We start from the raw sequence: 17,707 nt of genomic DNA, 5'->3' as shown, positions 1-17,707 counted from the left end.
CTTAATTTTAATTACCACTAAAGTATTTTCGGACAAATTTTAGCAACGACCGATCACATTGCTTATTTGCAATAAAGGATAATCCTAATGTCATGCCATCTTCTCTTAGTACTGGGACCGTTACCTGTGGCAAACCTGAAATTCCGGCAATACAAGTTAATTGCATAGTCATAGCACGGACACTTTCAACCGCTTCACCGGGTGCATTTTTTTCAGGCGCAACAGAAGCTGCTGTAGGAATAATAATCATGCCGTCTTCCCCTAGAGCCTCGCTTATCCTCCATGCTATTTGCGCTTGTTGTTTTTTCAGATCATCATATTGCATCGGATTTAGAGAGCTAGCATATTGGAATCTCCCATAGATTGCTTCAGAAAATCTCGGCTGCGCGTTTGTGATCCATTCACCATGTGCACGCCACGCTTCAATACCTTGTATTCTTTTAAACAGTTCTGGCCATTCAAAGAATCCAATAGATTTGAAATCTACTTTATCAATAGAAAGTCCTTGAGGAATTTTATTCCGCAATATTTCACAGTCTTCGGAATTCATTAGACTCCACGCATTTTCTTCTATATAAAAATGATTAAAGGCGGTATCAACAGCATTAGGTAGTAAAACCGAGCCTACCGCCTCCAATGTTTCAATCGTTTTCGCCATCCATCCAACCGTATCAAAACTCGGTGCCAAAGGAATCACACCATTACAAGGTATGGAGTCATGTGTAGGTCGGATACCAAATAATCCGCAATAGGATGACGGTATACGAACGGAACCTCCCGTATCTGTTCCCAGAGCAAAATCTGTTATTCCACAGGCAACTGCTGAAGCAGAGCCACTGGATGACCCACCGGGGATACAATTTGGAGCAATCGGATTCAGCGGAGTACCATAGTGAATGTTCTCTCCATTCAAGCTATACATTAGTTCATCTGTATGAGTCATTCCTTTTAAAGTAGCCCCGTTATCTAATAACCTTTCAATCACGGGCGCTGTATGTTTTCCCTTTTCATGAGTTTCGTACCATGTTGGATTTCCTGCACTATTACGATGCCCACTCACTTCGTACACATCTTTTACTGCAAAGGTCATTCCACTTAATGGCCCTTCTTTTTTTGGCAAGATCATGATCGCTTCATCAAAAAATGCATGACTCTCCATTGTAAAATCCCCCTTTTACCAGTAGTTTTTATTGTAAATAAATACGACACTTCATACATTGGTATTCTCCACAAAACCCTATTATTAATTTAGTTACCATATATAATTTTCTTATTATTCAGTTAATTCTATCAATCTACCGAATTTAAATAAAGTCCTAATACAATAAAACAAAGAGCCAATCCAAACAATTGGATCAGCCCTCTATTTAGATATAGGTAATTATTGTGGTAAAAATTCTGTTGTAAAGATTGTGCTTGCATCATATTGCTCATCAAGCAATCCTAAGCTGTACAATTGTTCAATTAATGTCGCCCAACGCTCTTCCGTCATATAACCTACACCATTTTCAGCAGCATCCATTCCGTAAACAAATTCAGCTTGAGATTCAGCTTCGAATTGCAATGATTCTAATTCTATATCTGGATTATCTGCCTGGATGATTGGATTAATCTCTTCGTAAGAATCTTTATATAAGTTCCAACCTTCAACAAATGCTTTTGTGAACGCAGCAACTGTTTCTTTATTTTGTTCTAAGTAATCTTTTGTTACGTAAAGTACTACGTTATAAGGATCGTAACCTGCATCTGCAATTAACTTTGTTTCTACTTCAACACCTTCTAATTCCATAAAATACGGTTCAGAAGTAAGGAATGCTTGTGTAACAGATTCTACATCAGGAATGAAGTTTACATGTTGACCCGTGTAAGTTAATTCTTCAACACCACTAAGGTCATATTGTGTTTTTAAATATTCCCAATATATAATTCCTGGTTGGATAAATACTTTTCTTCCATTTAGCTCTTCAAAGTCTTCAATACCATGACCTTTATGGAACATAAATGCTTGAGGACTTCCTTGCATCGCTGTCGCAACTGCTACTAATTCAATTCCTTCGTTACGAGCCATTGCGATTTGGTCAGCATGAGCAAGACCAAATTCCGCATTACCTGATGCGACCATGTTAATCGAAGATACTTGAGGTCCACCTGGCTCAACGGTTACATTTAAACCCGCCTCTTCAAATAACCCATTTTCTTGCGCAGCATAAACACCGCCATGCTGTGCTTTAGCAAACCAGTTTAAAACTAATTTGACATCCTTCATTTCTACAGGTTCTTCTGTTGTTTCCGAAGGTGTTTCACTACCAGACGTTCCTGTCCCTTCACCTGCCGGTTCGCTACTTGAACCACTTCCACCACAAGCAGCTAAAACAACTAATAAAGCTAGTCCAAATAATAATAAACTTAATTTCTTTAATTCCTTCATAACCTTTACTCCCTTCAATTTTCAAAATGCATAAATTTTGAACACATAGGCCTGTATCATTGGAATATGTTAACCGATTCTTAAAATCGATTTTCTTCTTAGAAGTGAGATAAATTAAAGGTTTTCTTATTTATTGAAATGATTAACATATCATTATAAGCCCATTTATATAAAAGAATTTTCAAACGAAAGCGTCTGTCATTCTCCTACATTACGAATTTACTACTATTTTTCTACTTTCATCGCTGATTCGTGCCAAGATTTTAGGACTAATCGCGAAAGCAAGCTGACTAATAGATAGAACACAATTCCAAACAGCGCACCTGCGATTGCACAAGCGAATAGATAAGGCGTCTTCAGCTGAACTGCAGCTACAGTAATGGCATAACCCAATCCACCTTTTCCGCCGCCAATCCCTGCGATATATTCTCCTGTTATGGCACCAATGATAGCTAATGTACATGAAACCTTTAAACCAGACATAATAAACGGCATTGCAGCTGGAATTCGCAGTTTAAACATCGTTTGCCATTTGTTCGCATTGTACAGTTTGAACAAATCACCCATGTTATTATCAACGGAGTTTAGACCCATTAACGTATTTGAAACAATCGGGAAGAATCCTATTAAAAAGGAGATGATTACGATAGAATTAAACCCTGAACCAAACCAAATAACAACAATCGGAGCGATGGCAACAACAGGAATGGTTTGTAAGATTACCGCATAAGGGTAAAGACTAATCTCTAATACTCTTGAGCTCGCTAGTAAGATAGAGATCCCTATCCCGATAACTGCACTGAGAACAAAGCCAATCACCGCTTCAAATATGGTCATTTGCATCGCTGGCCACAGTAAATGCCAGTCCTCAATCGCCGCTTCCAAAACATCCGTTGGTTTCGGAAGAATAAATGGTTTAATATCCATTAACATCGGTACAAACTGCCAAACAGAAATAAATACTACAAAGGCAATGATTGGACCGAGATACTTTAAGCCAAACAAGCTTTTCCATTGCACACTGGATGTTTTCTTTACAGCTTTTTTTGATTCTGTAGATACAGTTTTAACCGTCATTTATACTAACTCCTTTCGTCCCATACTGTGCTCAAGACTTTGAGAGGCAACATTTACAAGATCTGCAAATTCGGTATTTGTACGTTCTCTCGGATAAGGAAGGTTGACATCAATTAATGTTGATAGTCGTCCAGGTCTTGCGGACATAACCGCAATCCTAGAGGATAGGTATACCGCTTCATAAACATTGTGGGTAACAAACAATATCGTCATTTTTTCCTTTTCCCAAATATTTAACAAATCCATTTGTAATGTTTGACGTGTTAACTCATCTAACGCAGCAAAAGGTTCATCCATTAACAAAAGCTTTGGTTTTGCAGCCATCGCACGCGCGATAGACACCCTCATTTTCATCCCACCCGAAAGCTGACGTGGGTATGATTTAATATGATCTTTTAACCCTACTTTCTCCAATACTTGAATTGCCGCCTCTTTTCTACTCTTTTTATCAGAGCCTCTTAATTCCAACGGTAACAAAACATTATCCAAAACCGTCCGCCAAGGAAGTAAATTTGCTTCTTGGAAAACAAATGCTACATCGTTTGTCTTTTGAATAACTGCCTTCGGATCTTGACCAAATACATTCACTTTCCCTTTCGTCGGATCACCTAATCCTGCAACCATGCGTAATGCAGTAGACTTCCCACAACCCGAAGGACCTAAAAAACTGATAAATTCTCCTTCCTTTATCGAAAGGTTTAGCCGGTTTAACGCCACAGTTCCTGTATTGTAGATCTTATCTACCTGTTCAAATGAGACAACCTCGTTTTCCATTACAACCATTTTAAACCCTCCTAATCTAGCGGATTTCTTATTTTCAATTCGTTTTATTCTTTAACCAAATTCAGTACAATGGCTGAATGCTATTCCATAAATCAGAAATAACGTTACTTTTTATAACTTATTGTGTATAAGTTTTATAACATGATTTAATTATATTTTCTTACTTTCTATTTGACATTAGCTATTGCTTACAAAATTAGGTTTACTATTTAGCTATTTTAACTAAGTGAAGTAAACGTTTTTACACAAACCTCTTCTTATTAAATAGAAAACTAATTGAACAGATTTGGATAAAGTAACAAAATGGATATCTAGGTGCATCATTTTTTCTATTCACTTTAAGTATCCAAAATTGAACTTAAATTTAAAGGAGGCTGGGACAAAAGTAAACTACGAACAAGTAGACACAAGAAAGAATAGTAAATATTTGTTCACCGCTTATTTGGAAGTCGTTCGTTGGAGAGGTAGGCGAAGACTCCTGCGGGATGTAAGAGCAGTGGTGAGACCCAGCAGAGCAAAGCTCGAGGAGGCTCACCGCTCGCCCGCGGAAAGCGAAGCCTGCCTCGGAAACGAACGGTTCTATATCAAAAAAGTACAATCCGCATTTTAAAATGGATTGTACTTTTCTCTTTATGTCCCAGCCTCTCTTTGAGCGTTTTTTCACCCAATGGCATGTACACTTTATCCCGGATATTTTTCATTATTTGTTTACATGTTCATCGTCATTAAATAATAGTACAAAAACATCCAAATAATCGGTATGAAGTTAATGAAGAACGAAGCAATTGGTTTCTTCGAATGAAAATACCACGCAATGATGGAACAAACTACAATCACCACTGGATATACGGTTATCGTTAAAACAAACAAAGTATTATCTAAATTAATCCCCGAGCCAAAGGTAGTAAGTGACAATCCCCAAATTAAAAACCATGGCAGTATCGTTAGAAAGTACACCATCTGCGTCACGATAAAATAAACCCTCATTGCTCTCCCCCAAGTAAGTATATTTTCGAACGAAGATTTTAGGATTATATTATATTTACGATTTTTCGAGGACGAGTATGTTAATTTCATCATAAATCCTTTCATTTCAAATACGTTCCATTTTTCTCGAACCCATTAATGACAAAGTTAAATATTAGCATAAAATTTTGTTGTTAAAAATCCCCGCTCTTCCAAACTTTAAAAGAAGTAATAGACATTAATAGAACTCTTTCTAGCATAAATCTCATAATAAACTAATTAACTATCTATTTTTTTCAATTTTTTTGTACTCTATTATTCATATTTACTATTTTTTTTGCATATGTAGAATAGAATCCATTTTTACTAAACATAATAGAAATAGAAATATTTTCATTGAATAGGAGTGAGAACACTTGGAAAATTGGAATCAAATTCTATACACTTTAATATCAGAAAACCCTATCGAAACCGCAATTCTATTATTTACGATATTTTTACTGTCCATCGTTTGGTTGAGGTTAAATAAAATTGTGAAGATTGATTTACTAAAGGATAAACGGGACGCAACGGAAAAGGCCATATTATTCGCAGATCGTTTTACAGATACTGTCGTCCCACATTTAAAAAATTATAAAGTTAAAGTACGAGATTTAGCTTATGATGACCCATCTTTTGTATCAGATGTAAAAGGTATTCACAACTTTAAATACGATTATCCGCTAACAAAGGACCAGGTTGCTATCCGCGAAGAATTGGATGTACACGGCGCATTGTATCACTTGAAAACAATTTCAACAGGGATTCAACACGGTCGAGTTGATAAAGATGTTTGCTGTAAATTATTTGGGCAGGAATTTTGCGAAGCTGTTGAAGTTTACTATGATATGATTCTTCATATTCGAAAAGAAGATAGCAAAGCATATGACCAGGTTATTTCTTTATATCAAGACTGGCGTAAAAAATTCACAAAAATCAAAACAACAAGCACAAGTAAAAGTATTGAATTCATTCCAGAAATGATTACAGAAGCAAATTAAAAGTGGCCCCCTCAACTTTTTTTGAGGGGGTTATTTATTTATCTTAATGCTATTATATGAATAGTATTTATTTTATTGTTTTCACAATCCCTTTTCTAGCACAAGAACCTCCCACCCCTCTATTTACAACCAGTAAAAAGCTACCTAAGTTTTTTTACTTTTCAGATAAATAAAGATTGATTACTTGGAATTTTATGTTAGTATATAATTGTGTCTATCTAAAAGATTATAACTCAATAAACCTACCACTTAGCGAGGTGTCCATCATATTACAGCATAGTTTTATACCTATATTGGAAGTAGCCACGCTCTTTCTTGGATTATTTTACACACTAAATGTGAAGCCAACACTTAATAGGACATTTATTTGTATCGTTTTTGTTTTCTTACCATTATTGATATTGTTTCAACTAGGAACTAAATGGATATTTACTATATTCTTAATACTATCTACATTAGCCATCTTTAATTTCTTTTCTAAATCAATTCGCTCTATATTAGATTTAAGCTTCTTAGTACTTGGCTCTAACCTTTCAGAGGATAGCGCTCAAAGGCTTACATACTTTTTCATTAGTAATGAACAATACCATCTTTACTACTATACATCGATATATTTGGTAGCCTTTTCATTACTAGCATTTCTTTATAAAAAGCTGATTTCCAATATTAATCCAATTACACCATTACCTTTTAAAGTTCGTCTGTATATTTTATTTATTTCCATTTTTACAATTATCGTGGTTTACTTGAATACTTTTATCCGCGTTGATCCTAGTGAAACGATTGCATTCCGCATTAACGTTGCATTAGAAACTGGCTATTTGTTCATGATGGCTATCCTAGCAAGAATTCTTTATCAAAGTATTAAAAAACATAGAGAATTTCAACAAATGACAAAGGAACAAGAACAACAATTGAATTACATGAACTCACTGGAAAAAGTAAATAAGGAAATGCGTAAATTCCAGCATGATTATGCAAATATCCTACTTACCATGCGTGGTTACTTAGAAAATGAGGATTTAGAAGGGTTAAAAAATTATTTTCAATCTCACATTTTAAAGGCTGAAAAAGAAACTCTTATTAAAAACGAAGTACTTAGCAATTTAGATAATTTAAAAATTGTAGAGCTTAAAGGCCTCCTTGCAACAAAGTTAATGAGAGCTGATCAAATTGGCATTAAGATGAATATTGAAATTCCCGAAGTAATTGAGGCGATTGATATGGATATTATTGATTTAACTCGAATTATCGGCATCTTAACAGATAATGCAATTGAGGCTTGTACAAAGTTAGAAGAAGGTGAAGTTCACATTGCTTTCATCAATACTCATCAGAACTCAATATTAATCGGGATAGATAATACAGTAGATGAATCATCCATTAACATTACTGACATTAATAAAGAAAACTTTTCAACAAAAGGTGATGGTCGCGGAATTGGTTTATCCAATGTAAGAGATCTTTTAAAGGGCTATAATAATGTTAAAATGTCTACACAAATTGAAAATGGTTGGTTTATGCAGGAGATTGAAATACCCAATAGTCAATTAACATTACATGTTTAATTAAGTAATTTTAAAATAATGCATTTGCAATTTTTCTTACATAACAAAAAGCTTATCCACGAGATAATACGGATAAGCTTTTATAATTTTCTATCAAACTTTCTATCACATAAAACCTCTGCTATTTTTATTCTATAACATCCTCAAGGGTTTCATTTTCTTCCTTCTGACCGAAAATCGTCACGATTTCATCCGATTTCTTACGTTCTTTTCCTTTTGGCAATTCATCAAAATACCCTAACTGGAGCATTGAAATAATTCGTTCCCCTGGCTTTGCACCAATCGCCTCGCGAAATGCTGGAGCATCTAAATATTCAGGCGTTTTCCAGCAAGAACCAATACCATAATCCCATGCCAGAAGCTGGATATTGTGAATAAATGTACTCGCTGCAGCGTAATCCTCTAAACGTTGTTTTTGACGAACATCCTCTGGCACAATCACAAAAACGAAAGCACCCGGTGTAGTAAATTTTTGCATTTGTTTTTCTAACACTTCAGCTGATAAATCCTGCCATCTTGGTATAGCGGTATCTCTTAGTAAATCATGCAATTGGAAAAGTTCTTTCCCACACGCAACAACTAATCTCCATGGTTCTCTATTTTTATGATTCGGCGCCCAAACTGCATCATCGATAATGTTTAATAAATCTTCTCTATCTACAGGTTGGCCATTAAATTTTTTAATGGAACGTCTTCCAACGATTGCTTCTCTAACTGATAATGATTGTTCATTCATATTGTCGTTTTCTCTCCTTAAACTTTGACTCGACAAATACCCCATTTCATATCAGTTACCTTATCATAAAACAGATAAAATGGAAATAGTGATTATATTTTACTACTTTACATGCTATGTAAGTTAATGTTTTTGTTTTTAATTAAATACATCATCAATTTTATAATAAAAATACTGGGTATTTGGTGTGTAGGCTAAAGAATTTCGATAATCATAGTGACGATTTTCACTATTTACCGTATGCGCATGAATATAAGGCACACCATTTATCATACTGGTCACAATGGTACTATGATTAGTCCTTCCATCCCCTTCAAAGTCATAAAATATCACATCGCCAACAGTTAATTCTGATGGCGAATTAACTCTTGTTGCCGTTAAACCCGATGTGGCATTTTCGAGGTATAGTCTTAGCGCATGCGATACTGACCAGCTATAACTCCAAGTCTCCCTCGCAAACTGCCCCGGCCGTCCTGTTTGCCAGCCATCAGTAATCCACCAACCTCTCCCCCTATTTGGCGCTCCAGTCATTGGTGCACCACCAGCTCTTAAACATTGAGAAATAAAATTGGTACAGTCGTCTACAAACGAAGGGTATACTGGATTTCGACCATTCCACCAAGTTCTTGCATATTGCACCGCCGCATTGCGGTTATAATAAGTTGCGATTACCGTCCCTCCTCTACAACCATCCTATGCGTATTCCCTCGCTATTCTGCCTAAAATTTCAAATTTATTGAACATGATTTAGTAATTTCCAGGTAATTTATGTAATAAAAATGAAACATTTTTTTGTCTATAAAATTTAACTTATTCCACAAAATTAATGATATATTATCAAGATAGACATCATATTGTAAGTTGCATATTTTTTGAGAGTTTTTCAGTGAGAGGATGTATTAACTTGACGCAGCATGCTGAACGAGAAATTGTGGAGCTCACCCGTTTATGTGATAAAAAGGGAAATTTAAATCCAAATGCAATCGGATTTGCCCGCAAACCATTGATTGAAAGTAATTTATCTGGCCATTTTATGCGTAAGAAGAAATGGAATTACTGGTGTGTTTTTGGAGAAGAAATCTTATTTTCTGTAACAATTAGCCATTTAGATTATGCTGCGGTATGCTTTGTTTATTTCTTAGAATATGAGACACAACGGTTTATAGAAAAAACTATTACAATTCCATTGGGTGGTAAGGTCAAAATGCCAACAATGGTATTAGAACCAATCCAATTTTCAAATGCGGAATTAAATATTAGTATTACTCATTTACAACAGACTACTTATTTATCTGTTGCTTCAAAAAACTTTGATAATGCTAATTTACAGGCAGAATTAATTATAGAACATCCGGCTGATGATGAATCCTTAAATGTAGTTATTCCAAAAAACCGTCAAATCTTTCAATTCACTGCCAAACATCACACTTTACCGACTACCGGTTTTGTAAAAATCGGGGATCGTACTTATAAATTCAATGAAGAAGATTGTTTTAGTGTGCTTGATTTTGGTCGCGGTATTTGGCCTCGAGAAGTGGTTTGGAATTGGGCAATGGCATCTCAACGGGTTAGAGGGCAACGAGTAGGTTTAAATTTTGGTGGTCAATGGACAGATGGCACAGGTATGACTGAAAATGCGGTTTTCATTGATGGTAAAATGACCAAGATTCATGAAGATGTGTTATTTAGCTATGATCGTACTAATTTCATGAAGCCTTGGTATATCACAACGAAATTCTCTGATCAGGTAATGCTCAGCTTCCACCCATTTTTTGAACGTGTTGCAAAAAATGAGATGAAGATCGTTCATTCGGAAGTCCACCAATTAGTTGGTTATTACCATGGACAGGTTAAATTAGAAGATGGAAGTACAATATTAATTCAGCAGATGCTAGGGTGTATTGAGGAGCACGAAGCAAAATGGTAGTTCAACGAAGAACTTCATAGAAACAATCACCTATTAGATTTTAAAATGATACATTAAATTGGAGCCAACCTATGAAAAGGTTAGCTCCATTTTTTTCTATCTATTATGGATATACTTATACATTTTCTCTGGCTCGTCTGTAAATATACCATCAACCCCAAGTTGTAAAAGTTGATCAACGTAGTCTAATTCATTTACTGTCCAAACCCTCACAATAGAACCTTGTTTTATAGCATCAAGTACGGGTTTTCGAACTGCAGTCGGCAAATAGACATGTAAAGCTTTTGCAGGAAGCTGCCTTTGATATTCCTTAACATTTAATATCATATTTGCAAACAATGCTGCATTTTCCACATCTGGAGCAAGTTCGAAAATTCGATTTACCGCTTCATGGTCAAAGGATGAGATGACAACGCGTTCCACCATCCCACATTCCTCGACTTCCTTTAGAACTAGCTCTTCTAATCCTGTATAAACAAAAACATCTGATTTCAGCTCAATATTAATGTGGTGATGGCATTGACGAAATACATTTAATACTTCAGATAAGGTTGGAATGACTTCCCCTTCAAACTCCCTACCAAACCATGAACCAAAGTCATAACTACGCAACTCTTCAAGGGTCATATCTTTAATGTATCCCTTACCGTTTGAAGTACGATCTATGGATTCATCATGAATGACAACAACTTGGCGATCTTTCGTTAAATGCACATCAAATTCAACTCCATGTACAGGTAACTTTGCGACTGCACGAAAAGCGGCTAATGTATTTTCAGGATAACTCCCTGAATACCCCCTATGTGCATAAATTTTCATACGACCCCTCCATTATCGGATTCAGATAATCCTATTCATTTAACTTCAAACCACTTACACCTGTTTTTCTACATGTTATCGAAACTTTATTACTCGATACAATACATTTAACAGAAATACAAATTTTCCATGATATAGTAATCACAAGTAAAGCATATTCCATCTAGTATGTGTCAATAAATATTAAATAAAGTGAAATGAGGGTTACATGTTGAATTTAGATGATAAGTATTTACAAGCAAAAAAGAAAGTGGAAAAAATAAAGGCTTTTTATATTCATCTATTTGTTTATGTCGTTGTAAATATCGGGTTAATCGGCATTAATTTATTTAATTTCGATGGTACATTATGGTTTATTTATCCCTTATTAGGATGGGGAATTGGTATTGTTTCACATGCCTTTGCCGTCCTTGGTCACACATCACTATTCGGGAAGAACTGGGAAGAACGACAAATTGCTAAATATATGGATGAGGATTAGTCCGAAACATAAACGCATTGATTAAAAAGAATCAGTGCGTTTTCCATCTATTTAAATAACCGATCTAATTCACGTCGGATTAAATACCTTACTCTTTCCTCACCAATCGGTACTACCCCCATTAATATATGTAATGCTAGCCCGTCGATTAACGCATGTAGATGAACGATTTCCTCTTCTAAAAAAATATTCTCTTGAAGGACACCTTCGTCATTTAGCTTTGTTACTAGTTGCACAACAGCAGAATAAACATTATCTTCTCCTACTTCTTTCTTTCGAATTTTGTAAGAAACATACTCCAACCATACTTGCATTTCAATATTGCGATTTTCAAATGGAACAAGCTCCATTAAGATGTTCAATGTAATTTCCTTTAGGCTAAGTGGCCTCTTTGTATGCTCGATAATTCGTTCCCTCACCTGTTCTTCAACAAGCTGCATTGCAAACTCCAGCAGTTCTTCTTGTGTATTAAAATAGTGACGAACTGCTCCAAGTGATAAATTCGCCTCCTTTGCAATCGAGCGTACAGAAGCCCCTTCTAATCCATACTTCGCAATAACATTCCAGGTTGCTTTTGCGATTTGTGTTTTTCTTTCTTCATGATTTACTATTTTCGGCATGTTTTTATTATAACAATATTTTTTAAATAATACAGTTGTATTATTTAAAACACCATGATATCATTTCAATACAATTGTATTAAATAAAATTTAAGGGGTAGAGTTTTTGATTACATGGATAATTGCTGCTGAAATTGCCTTTTGGATTGCAATAGCACTCGGTCTTGTTTCAAGATATATATTGAATTTGAAAGGTCTTAGTTGGTTCTTTTTTATCCTTACACCTTTTGTTGATTTAGCACTTATTGTATTAACAGCTATGGATTTAAAAAATGGCGCTATAGCAACAACTGCCCATGGAGTTGCGGCTATTTATATCGGCGTTTCGTTAGCTTACGGAAAGTCGATGATTGCATGGGCAGATGAGAAATTCCAAGTGCTGTTTTTAAAGAAGTCTTCAACAAAAAAGAAACTTTCAGGACTGGCAAAAGGGAAATACGAAATGAAAATGTGGGCTAGACATGTCGTAGCTTATGTAATAGGCAGTTCCTTAATTTGGCTCATGATTTTCTATGTAGGACACCTTAAGGCAGAAGCGTTGTTTAATCTTTGGAGAATCTGGTCAATTGTCGTATTAGTCGATGGTGCAATTAGTGTTTCGTATATTATTTTCCCGAAAAAATCTAATTAATTTTAGAGCGCTCATTAAGCTACTCTATACAAATAACATCTAACAAAGATAAAAACTTAAAACGCTTGGGTATTTTAAAGATTCCCAAGCGTTTTTTCCGTTTTAATTATTCTTTAACCCTTAATAATCTCATACTATTTAACGAAACTAACAAGGTTGCACCCATGTCAGCTAAAATAGCAATCCATAGCGTTAGCCATCCCGGAACAACTAGTAATAGCGCTAATACCTTTATACCAAGGGCAAAGATTATGTTCGATTTGATAATACCCAATGCTTTTCGACTTAATTTAATTGTAAATGGTAGCTTCGTTAGGTCATCTGCCATTAGCACAACATCAGCTGTCTCCAATGCAGTGTCTGTTCCAGCACCACCCATTGCAACACCAACTGTAGCTGCTGCAAGTGCTGGTGCGTCGTTAACTCCGTCTCCTACCATTGCCACTTTGCCATATTCAGATCGTAATTGTTTAATATAGTTTAATTTGTCTTCTGGCATTAATTCTGCTTGAACATCAGATACACCAATCTCATGTCCTTTTGCTTTTGCAGTCGATTCATTGTCCCCTGTTAACATAATGGTTTTAATACCATGTGAATGAAGTTTACTTATAACACCTTTACTTGACTCTCGAACTTGATCTGCAACAGCAATGATAGCTAAGGTTTCTTCTTCAGTACCCATTACCATCACCGTCTTACCCTCTTTTTGAAAGGCAGTTATTTCGGGAAAATCAACCGTTGTTGTTTGGAATAGTTTTGGACTACCAATATAATAAGTAATTCCTTCAATTGAACCTTTTATCCCTTTACCTGTGATAGATTCAAAATTTTCAACGACAATACCTTTGTAGCTAATTCCCATTTCATTTGCTTTCCTAACAATTGCAGATGCAAGTGGATGGCCAGAACGGTTTTCCAGCGCTGCCACATTAGCAAGTAACTCTTTCTCACTCGATAAATCTTTTAATAATTTGAAATCTGTCACAACCGGTACACCTTTAGTCAATGTCCCTGTTTTATCAAAAGCAATAGCCTTTATGCCGCCCATTTCCTCTAAATAAATACCGCCTTTTATAAGGACACCCTTTTTTGCAGCATTGCCTATAGCTGAAACGATTGAAATTGGAGTTGAAATAACTAAAGCACACGGACAACCTACTACAAGGATAGATAACCCTTGATACACCCAAGTTCCCCAATCTCCATTAAACAATATAGGAGGAATTACCGCTACCAATCCAGCAATAATCATAATGAGTGGTGTATAGTATTTAGCAAATTTATCAATAAAGGCTTGAGATGGCGCTCGTTCACCTTGCGCTTCTTCAACCAGTTCAATAATTTTTGCAATCGTTGTATCTTCAACTAATTTTGTTACCTTTACTTCTAATAAACCTTCTTCATTTAATGTTCCTGCAAATACTTCATCATTAACTTCTTTTGCAACTGGTACAGATTCGCCAGTAATGGCTGCTTGATTGACTGCAGAATATCCTTTAACAACCAAACCATCCATTGCAATTTTTTGGCCCGGTTTTACAATCATAACGTCTCCAATTGCAACGGATTCAACATCTACTAATATTTCTTGCCCATTTCGACGAACGAGTGCTTCTTTAGGAGCAATATCCATAAGGGAGCGAATGGATTGTCGTGCTCGATCCATTGAAAATCGTTCCAACGCTTCACTAATGGCAAATAATATAACAACGATAGCACCTTCAGCCCATTCTCCAATAATAGCGGCACCAATTATGGCCACAGTCATCAGAGTTTTCATATCAAAATCAAGACGAAGTAAGTTTTGAAAACCCACTTTAAACAATGAATAGCCACCTATTAAGATTGCAGCTAAAAACAATAGCGTTGTCACAATATTTTCTTCACCATTTGTAAATAACGAAATAAATCCTATGACAATTAATAATGCAGAAAATAATACTTCCTCATATTTTTTTATAAATGAAATCTTAGTTTCTTTTCTACCTTCATCTTGAGCTGTGCCCCTTTGTCCAGCTGTTTTCTTTGGGTAAATTTTTAAGTTTTCAAACGCACCTGCTTTTTCAAGCTCCTCAATGGTTGCATTTCCTACAACTGAGATTTTTGATGCTCCAAAATTCACCTTTGCATCACGAACACCGGGTAGCTCCTTTACGTTCCGTTCAAATTTGCCCGCACAATTGGCACAAGAAAAACCTTCAACCCGAAACTCTTGTTCATCTTTTTCTTTTACATTATTCAACTTTTGCTACCTCCTTTTGATGGGCAAAAGCTACTTCAATTAGTTTTCTCACATGGTCATCATCTAATGAATAAAAAACTAATTTTCCTTCTTTGCGTGATTTCGCTAAACCTAACTCTCTTAGGTTTCTTAAATGATGTGAAGCTGTCGCTGTTGTAGATCCAACAATATTCGCAACATCACAAACACATAATTCATCTTCAAAAGCTAATGCATAAGCGATCTTCACCCTTGTAGGATCAGATAAAACTTTAAAAAATTTCGCTACATCCAAAGGATTTTCTTCAGCCAATTTATTTTGAACACGTGTCACCTTTTCCTCATCGACACATGTGATTTCACACATATCCATTTCTTTTGTCAAGATTCCCACCCCTATCTCATTCAAATATCCGTTTGATTATTTATTCCTAATATATGCTGTTTCATCTAAATAGTCAAACGAACATTTGAATAATAAGTTGAATAAAACACTAGTTTTTGTATAATGATTAAATATGACCAAATTTTATAAAAAATTGATATTATTTTACACATTAATCGGAGGTTATTATGATAAAAAAAATAATTGTATTCACTTGTGTCTTTTTACTATCCTTTATGAGTTCTGCATTTGCCCATACTCATTTAAAAAGTTCTACCCCAGAGAATGGAGAGGTTGTAACTGAGCAACTACAACAGGTTACCCTCATATTTGAAACAAAAATTGAGCAGGGCAGTACTATGACGTTACAAAATACAAATGGTGAGTCAATAGCCATTAACAACATTACTATTAATAACGATCAGTTAACTGGCGAACTTTCATCACCTCTTGAAAATGGGGACTACACATTAGAATGGAGTATTATTGGCGCTGATGGACATCCAATTGATGAAAGTATCTCATTTACAATCGATATTCCTGTTGAAAATACAGGCACACAAGAACAGGAAAATGGCACTGTTGAAGAGACAAACGTTGAGGAACAAGAGGAAACAGTAGAAGAAACTACAACGCAAACCGAGGAAAACTTAGCGGAAACAGAAAACCATACAGACCATGAAGTAGCGGAAGAACCTGAAGAGGAAAATTCTATTCTTATGCCGTTTCTAATTGGCGCTTTAATTGGAATTGTGGTCGTTGTTCTCTTCTTCATGATTCGAAGAAAGAAATAGAAGATGCTGATTATTACAATCATTAGCCAAGCTTTACTATATCTTTGCCTTTCTTTATGTATAGGAACTTTTATGTTTTCTCTTGTTCCTAATATAAAACGCCCAAAGATTACTGTTTCCAAAAGTGTTTTGTTAGTTGCTTTAGGTGGTATATTGATTTTTTCATTTTTACCTGTTTTACAAGTCATTCTTTTTTTATCAACAAGAATGGCATTTATAGATTCCGTTCAATCTGTCCTATTTACTTTTGAAATTGGTAAAGCATGGGGTTTAACCTTACTTATAACGCTTATCTGTTCCCTATTTGTTTTTATTTTTGATTATAATGAAAAACGCCGCTATGGATATATCGGTGTTTTCCTTTCTTTTCTTATAATTTTATCGATTGCTTGGTCTAGCCACCCTAGTTCTATAGAGCCGCTATGGGGATTTATAAGTGATTCCATGCATGTCCTTGCCGTCTCCATATGGGTAGGTATCCTTATTATTGTTAGCTGGTTATCAAGTAATCATGACAATTGGTTAAAATTTTTAAACTGGTTTACACCACTAGCATTTCTTTGCTTTGGCGTAACCATTATATCTGGATTACTTCTTATGAATTACGTTGTTAACTATGAAGATTACATAAATTCATGGATGATTCCCTATGGTCAAGCTTTATTATTAAAGCATTTGTTCATCATTCCATTAATCATTTTCGCAATTGTAAATAGCATTTTTATAAGACGCAAATTAAAACACGGAGCCAGTTTCAATCCAAAGCCATGGGCAAAGGCTGAAAGTATCATTATACTCATGATTTTTTCAGCAACAGCAGCATTAAGTCAACAATCACCACCTAAAGAAACGATTATTTCAGCAGAAACTATTTCTCCTACTTTTTCAATGTTTTATAGCGAAGACGTGCATGCAGATCTAAATATTCAACTTAGTTTTAATTTCACAAGCAGTTTATTGCTTTTACTATCCATTTTATTTTTTGTTTTAATAGTTTTATCGTTTATTAAAAAAGTGCCTGCTGCCCTAAGCTTACTCGTTTGCATTTTATTTGTGTTTTGTATTTACTTATCATTCATGACTGGTGTTGCTTAATCAATCCATTTGAGTTACCAATGGGGCACATTTTTTCCAATATTTCATTTAGTATAGATAAAATTAAATGAACGCACCTTAATTTGGTAGTGTCAAAACTTCTATGAAAAATTGAAAATCACAAAAAATTAGA

At 35.2% G+C, this 17,707-nt stretch carries 18 protein-coding genes; 7 read left to right on the top strand and 11 right to left on the bottom strand.

All coding sequences use genetic code 11. The annotated features are described in order from the left end of the window. Positions 1-7: 7 nt before the first annotated feature. The 5 genes from CD30_RS06330 to CD30_RS20050 form a co-directional block, all read right to left on the bottom strand. A complete protein-coding gene (locus CD30_RS06330; RefSeq protein ID WP_036174077.1) occupies positions 8-1,159 on the bottom strand; it encodes an amidase in 1,152 nt (383 codons plus the stop codon). A gap of 222 nt (positions 1,160-1,381) precedes the next feature. Then, on the bottom strand, positions 1,382-2,428 hold the full coding sequence (locus CD30_RS06325; RefSeq protein WP_036174074.1) for an ABC transporter substrate-binding protein: 1,047 nt from the start codon (positions 2,426-2,428) through the stop codon (positions 1,382-1,384). Positions 2,429-2,653: 225 nt separating this feature from the next. After that, positions 2,654-3,505, bottom strand: coding sequence for an ABC transporter permease (locus tag CD30_RS06320; RefSeq protein WP_036174071.1), 852 nt, complete (start codon positions 3,503-3,505; stop codon positions 2,654-2,656). Then, the gene (locus CD30_RS06315) at positions 3,506-4,288 is read right to left on the bottom strand and encodes an ABC transporter ATP-binding protein (RefSeq protein ID WP_036174068.1); all 783 of its coding nucleotides are present in this window, start codon (positions 4,286-4,288) and stop codon (positions 3,506-3,508) included. A gap of 708 nt (positions 4,289-4,996) precedes the next feature. Further along, positions 4,997-5,275: a hypothetical protein gene (locus CD30_RS20050; RefSeq protein WP_141096036.1), complete on the bottom strand. Its 279-nt coding sequence runs from the start codon at positions 5,273-5,275 to the stop codon at positions 4,997-4,999. 395 nt (positions 5,276-5,670) lie between these two features. Between CD30_RS20050 and CD30_RS06310 the strand changes: the two genes are divergently transcribed. Then, positions 5,671-6,294: a hypothetical protein gene (locus CD30_RS06310; RefSeq protein WP_036174065.1), complete on the top strand. Its 624-nt coding sequence runs from the start codon at positions 5,671-5,673 to the stop codon at positions 6,292-6,294. A gap of 194 nt (positions 6,295-6,488) precedes the next feature. Then, positions 6,489-7,862: a sensor histidine kinase gene (locus tag CD30_RS06305; protein WP_084077677.1), complete on the top strand. Its 1,374-nt coding sequence runs from the start codon at positions 6,489-6,491 to the stop codon at positions 7,860-7,862. 127 nt (positions 7,863-7,989) lie between these two features. Here CD30_RS06305 and CD30_RS06300 read toward each other — a convergent pair whose 3' ends face one another. After that, entirely contained in the window at positions 7,990-8,598 is a 609-nt protein-coding gene (locus tag CD30_RS06300; RefSeq protein WP_036174059.1) for a nitroreductase family protein, read from the bottom strand. 138 nt (positions 8,599-8,736) lie between these two features. After that, positions 8,737-9,267, bottom strand: a complete 531-nt coding sequence (locus CD30_RS06295) for an amidase domain-containing protein (protein WP_036174056.1) — start codon at positions 9,265-9,267, stop codon at positions 8,737-8,739. A 235-nt stretch (positions 9,268-9,502) separates the two neighbouring features. Between CD30_RS06295 and CD30_RS06290 the strand changes: the two genes are divergently transcribed. Continuing rightward, positions 9,503-10,525, top strand: a complete 1,023-nt coding sequence (locus tag CD30_RS06290; RefSeq protein WP_036174053.1) for a DUF2804 domain-containing protein — start codon at positions 9,503-9,505, stop codon at positions 10,523-10,525. A gap of 96 nt (positions 10,526-10,621) precedes the next feature. On the opposite strand, the gene CD30_RS06285 is transcribed toward CD30_RS06290, so the two are convergent. Further along, on the bottom strand, positions 10,622-11,344 hold the full coding sequence (locus CD30_RS06285; protein ID WP_036174050.1) for a glycerophosphodiester phosphodiesterase: 723 nt from the start codon (positions 11,342-11,344) through the stop codon (positions 10,622-10,624). A 211-nt stretch (positions 11,345-11,555) separates the two neighbouring features. On the opposite strand from CD30_RS06285, the gene CD30_RS06280 reads away from it, so the two are divergent. Further along, positions 11,556-11,825 (top strand): 2TM domain-containing protein, encoded by a 270-nt coding sequence (locus CD30_RS06280; protein WP_141096035.1) that lies wholly within the window; start codon positions 11,556-11,558, stop codon positions 11,823-11,825. A gap of 47 nt (positions 11,826-11,872) precedes the next feature. Here CD30_RS06280 and CD30_RS06275 read toward each other — a convergent pair whose 3' ends face one another. After that, positions 11,873-12,445 (bottom strand): TetR/AcrR family transcriptional regulator, encoded by a 573-nt coding sequence (locus tag CD30_RS06275; protein ID WP_036174044.1) that lies wholly within the window; start codon positions 12,443-12,445, stop codon positions 11,873-11,875. A 106-nt stretch (positions 12,446-12,551) separates the two neighbouring features. Between CD30_RS06275 and CD30_RS06270 the strand changes: the two genes are divergently transcribed. Beyond that, positions 12,552-13,076, top strand: coding sequence for a hypothetical protein (locus tag CD30_RS06270; protein ID WP_036174041.1), 525 nt, complete (start codon positions 12,552-12,554; stop codon positions 13,074-13,076). A 106-nt stretch (positions 13,077-13,182) separates the two neighbouring features. Here the strand turns inward: CD30_RS06270 and CD30_RS06265 are convergent, their stop codons facing one another. Next, a complete protein-coding gene (locus tag CD30_RS06265; protein WP_036174038.1) occupies positions 13,183-15,321 on the bottom strand; it encodes a heavy metal translocating P-type ATPase in 2,139 nt (712 codons plus the stop codon). After that, a complete protein-coding gene (locus CD30_RS06260) occupies positions 15,314-15,673 on the bottom strand; it encodes an ArsR/SmtB family transcription factor (RefSeq protein WP_036174271.1) in 360 nt (119 codons plus the stop codon). The genes CD30_RS06265 and CD30_RS06260 overlap by 8 nt, the downstream gene beginning before the upstream one ends. A 200-nt stretch (positions 15,674-15,873) precedes the next feature. Between CD30_RS06260 and CD30_RS06255 the strand changes: the two genes are divergently transcribed. Then, positions 15,874-16,479, top strand: a complete 606-nt coding sequence (locus tag CD30_RS06255; RefSeq protein ID WP_052126069.1) for a copper resistance CopC family protein — start codon at positions 15,874-15,876, stop codon at positions 16,477-16,479. Positions 16,480-16,632: 153 nt separating this feature from the next. Continuing rightward, on the top strand, positions 16,633-17,574 hold the full coding sequence (locus tag CD30_RS06250; protein ID WP_235802011.1) for a copper resistance D family protein: 942 nt from the start codon (positions 16,633-16,635) through the stop codon (positions 17,572-17,574). Positions 17,575-17,707: the final 133 nt, after the last annotated feature.

The organism is Ureibacillus massiliensis 4400831 = CIP 108448 = CCUG 49529, assembly GCF_000772965.1.
In the GTDB taxonomy this organism is placed as follows: domain Bacteria; phylum Bacillota; class Bacilli; order Bacillales_A; family Planococcaceae; genus Ureibacillus; species Ureibacillus massiliensis.
Note: the sequence above shows the minus strand (reverse complement) of the source record. Positions and strands in the feature narration are given on the sequence as shown.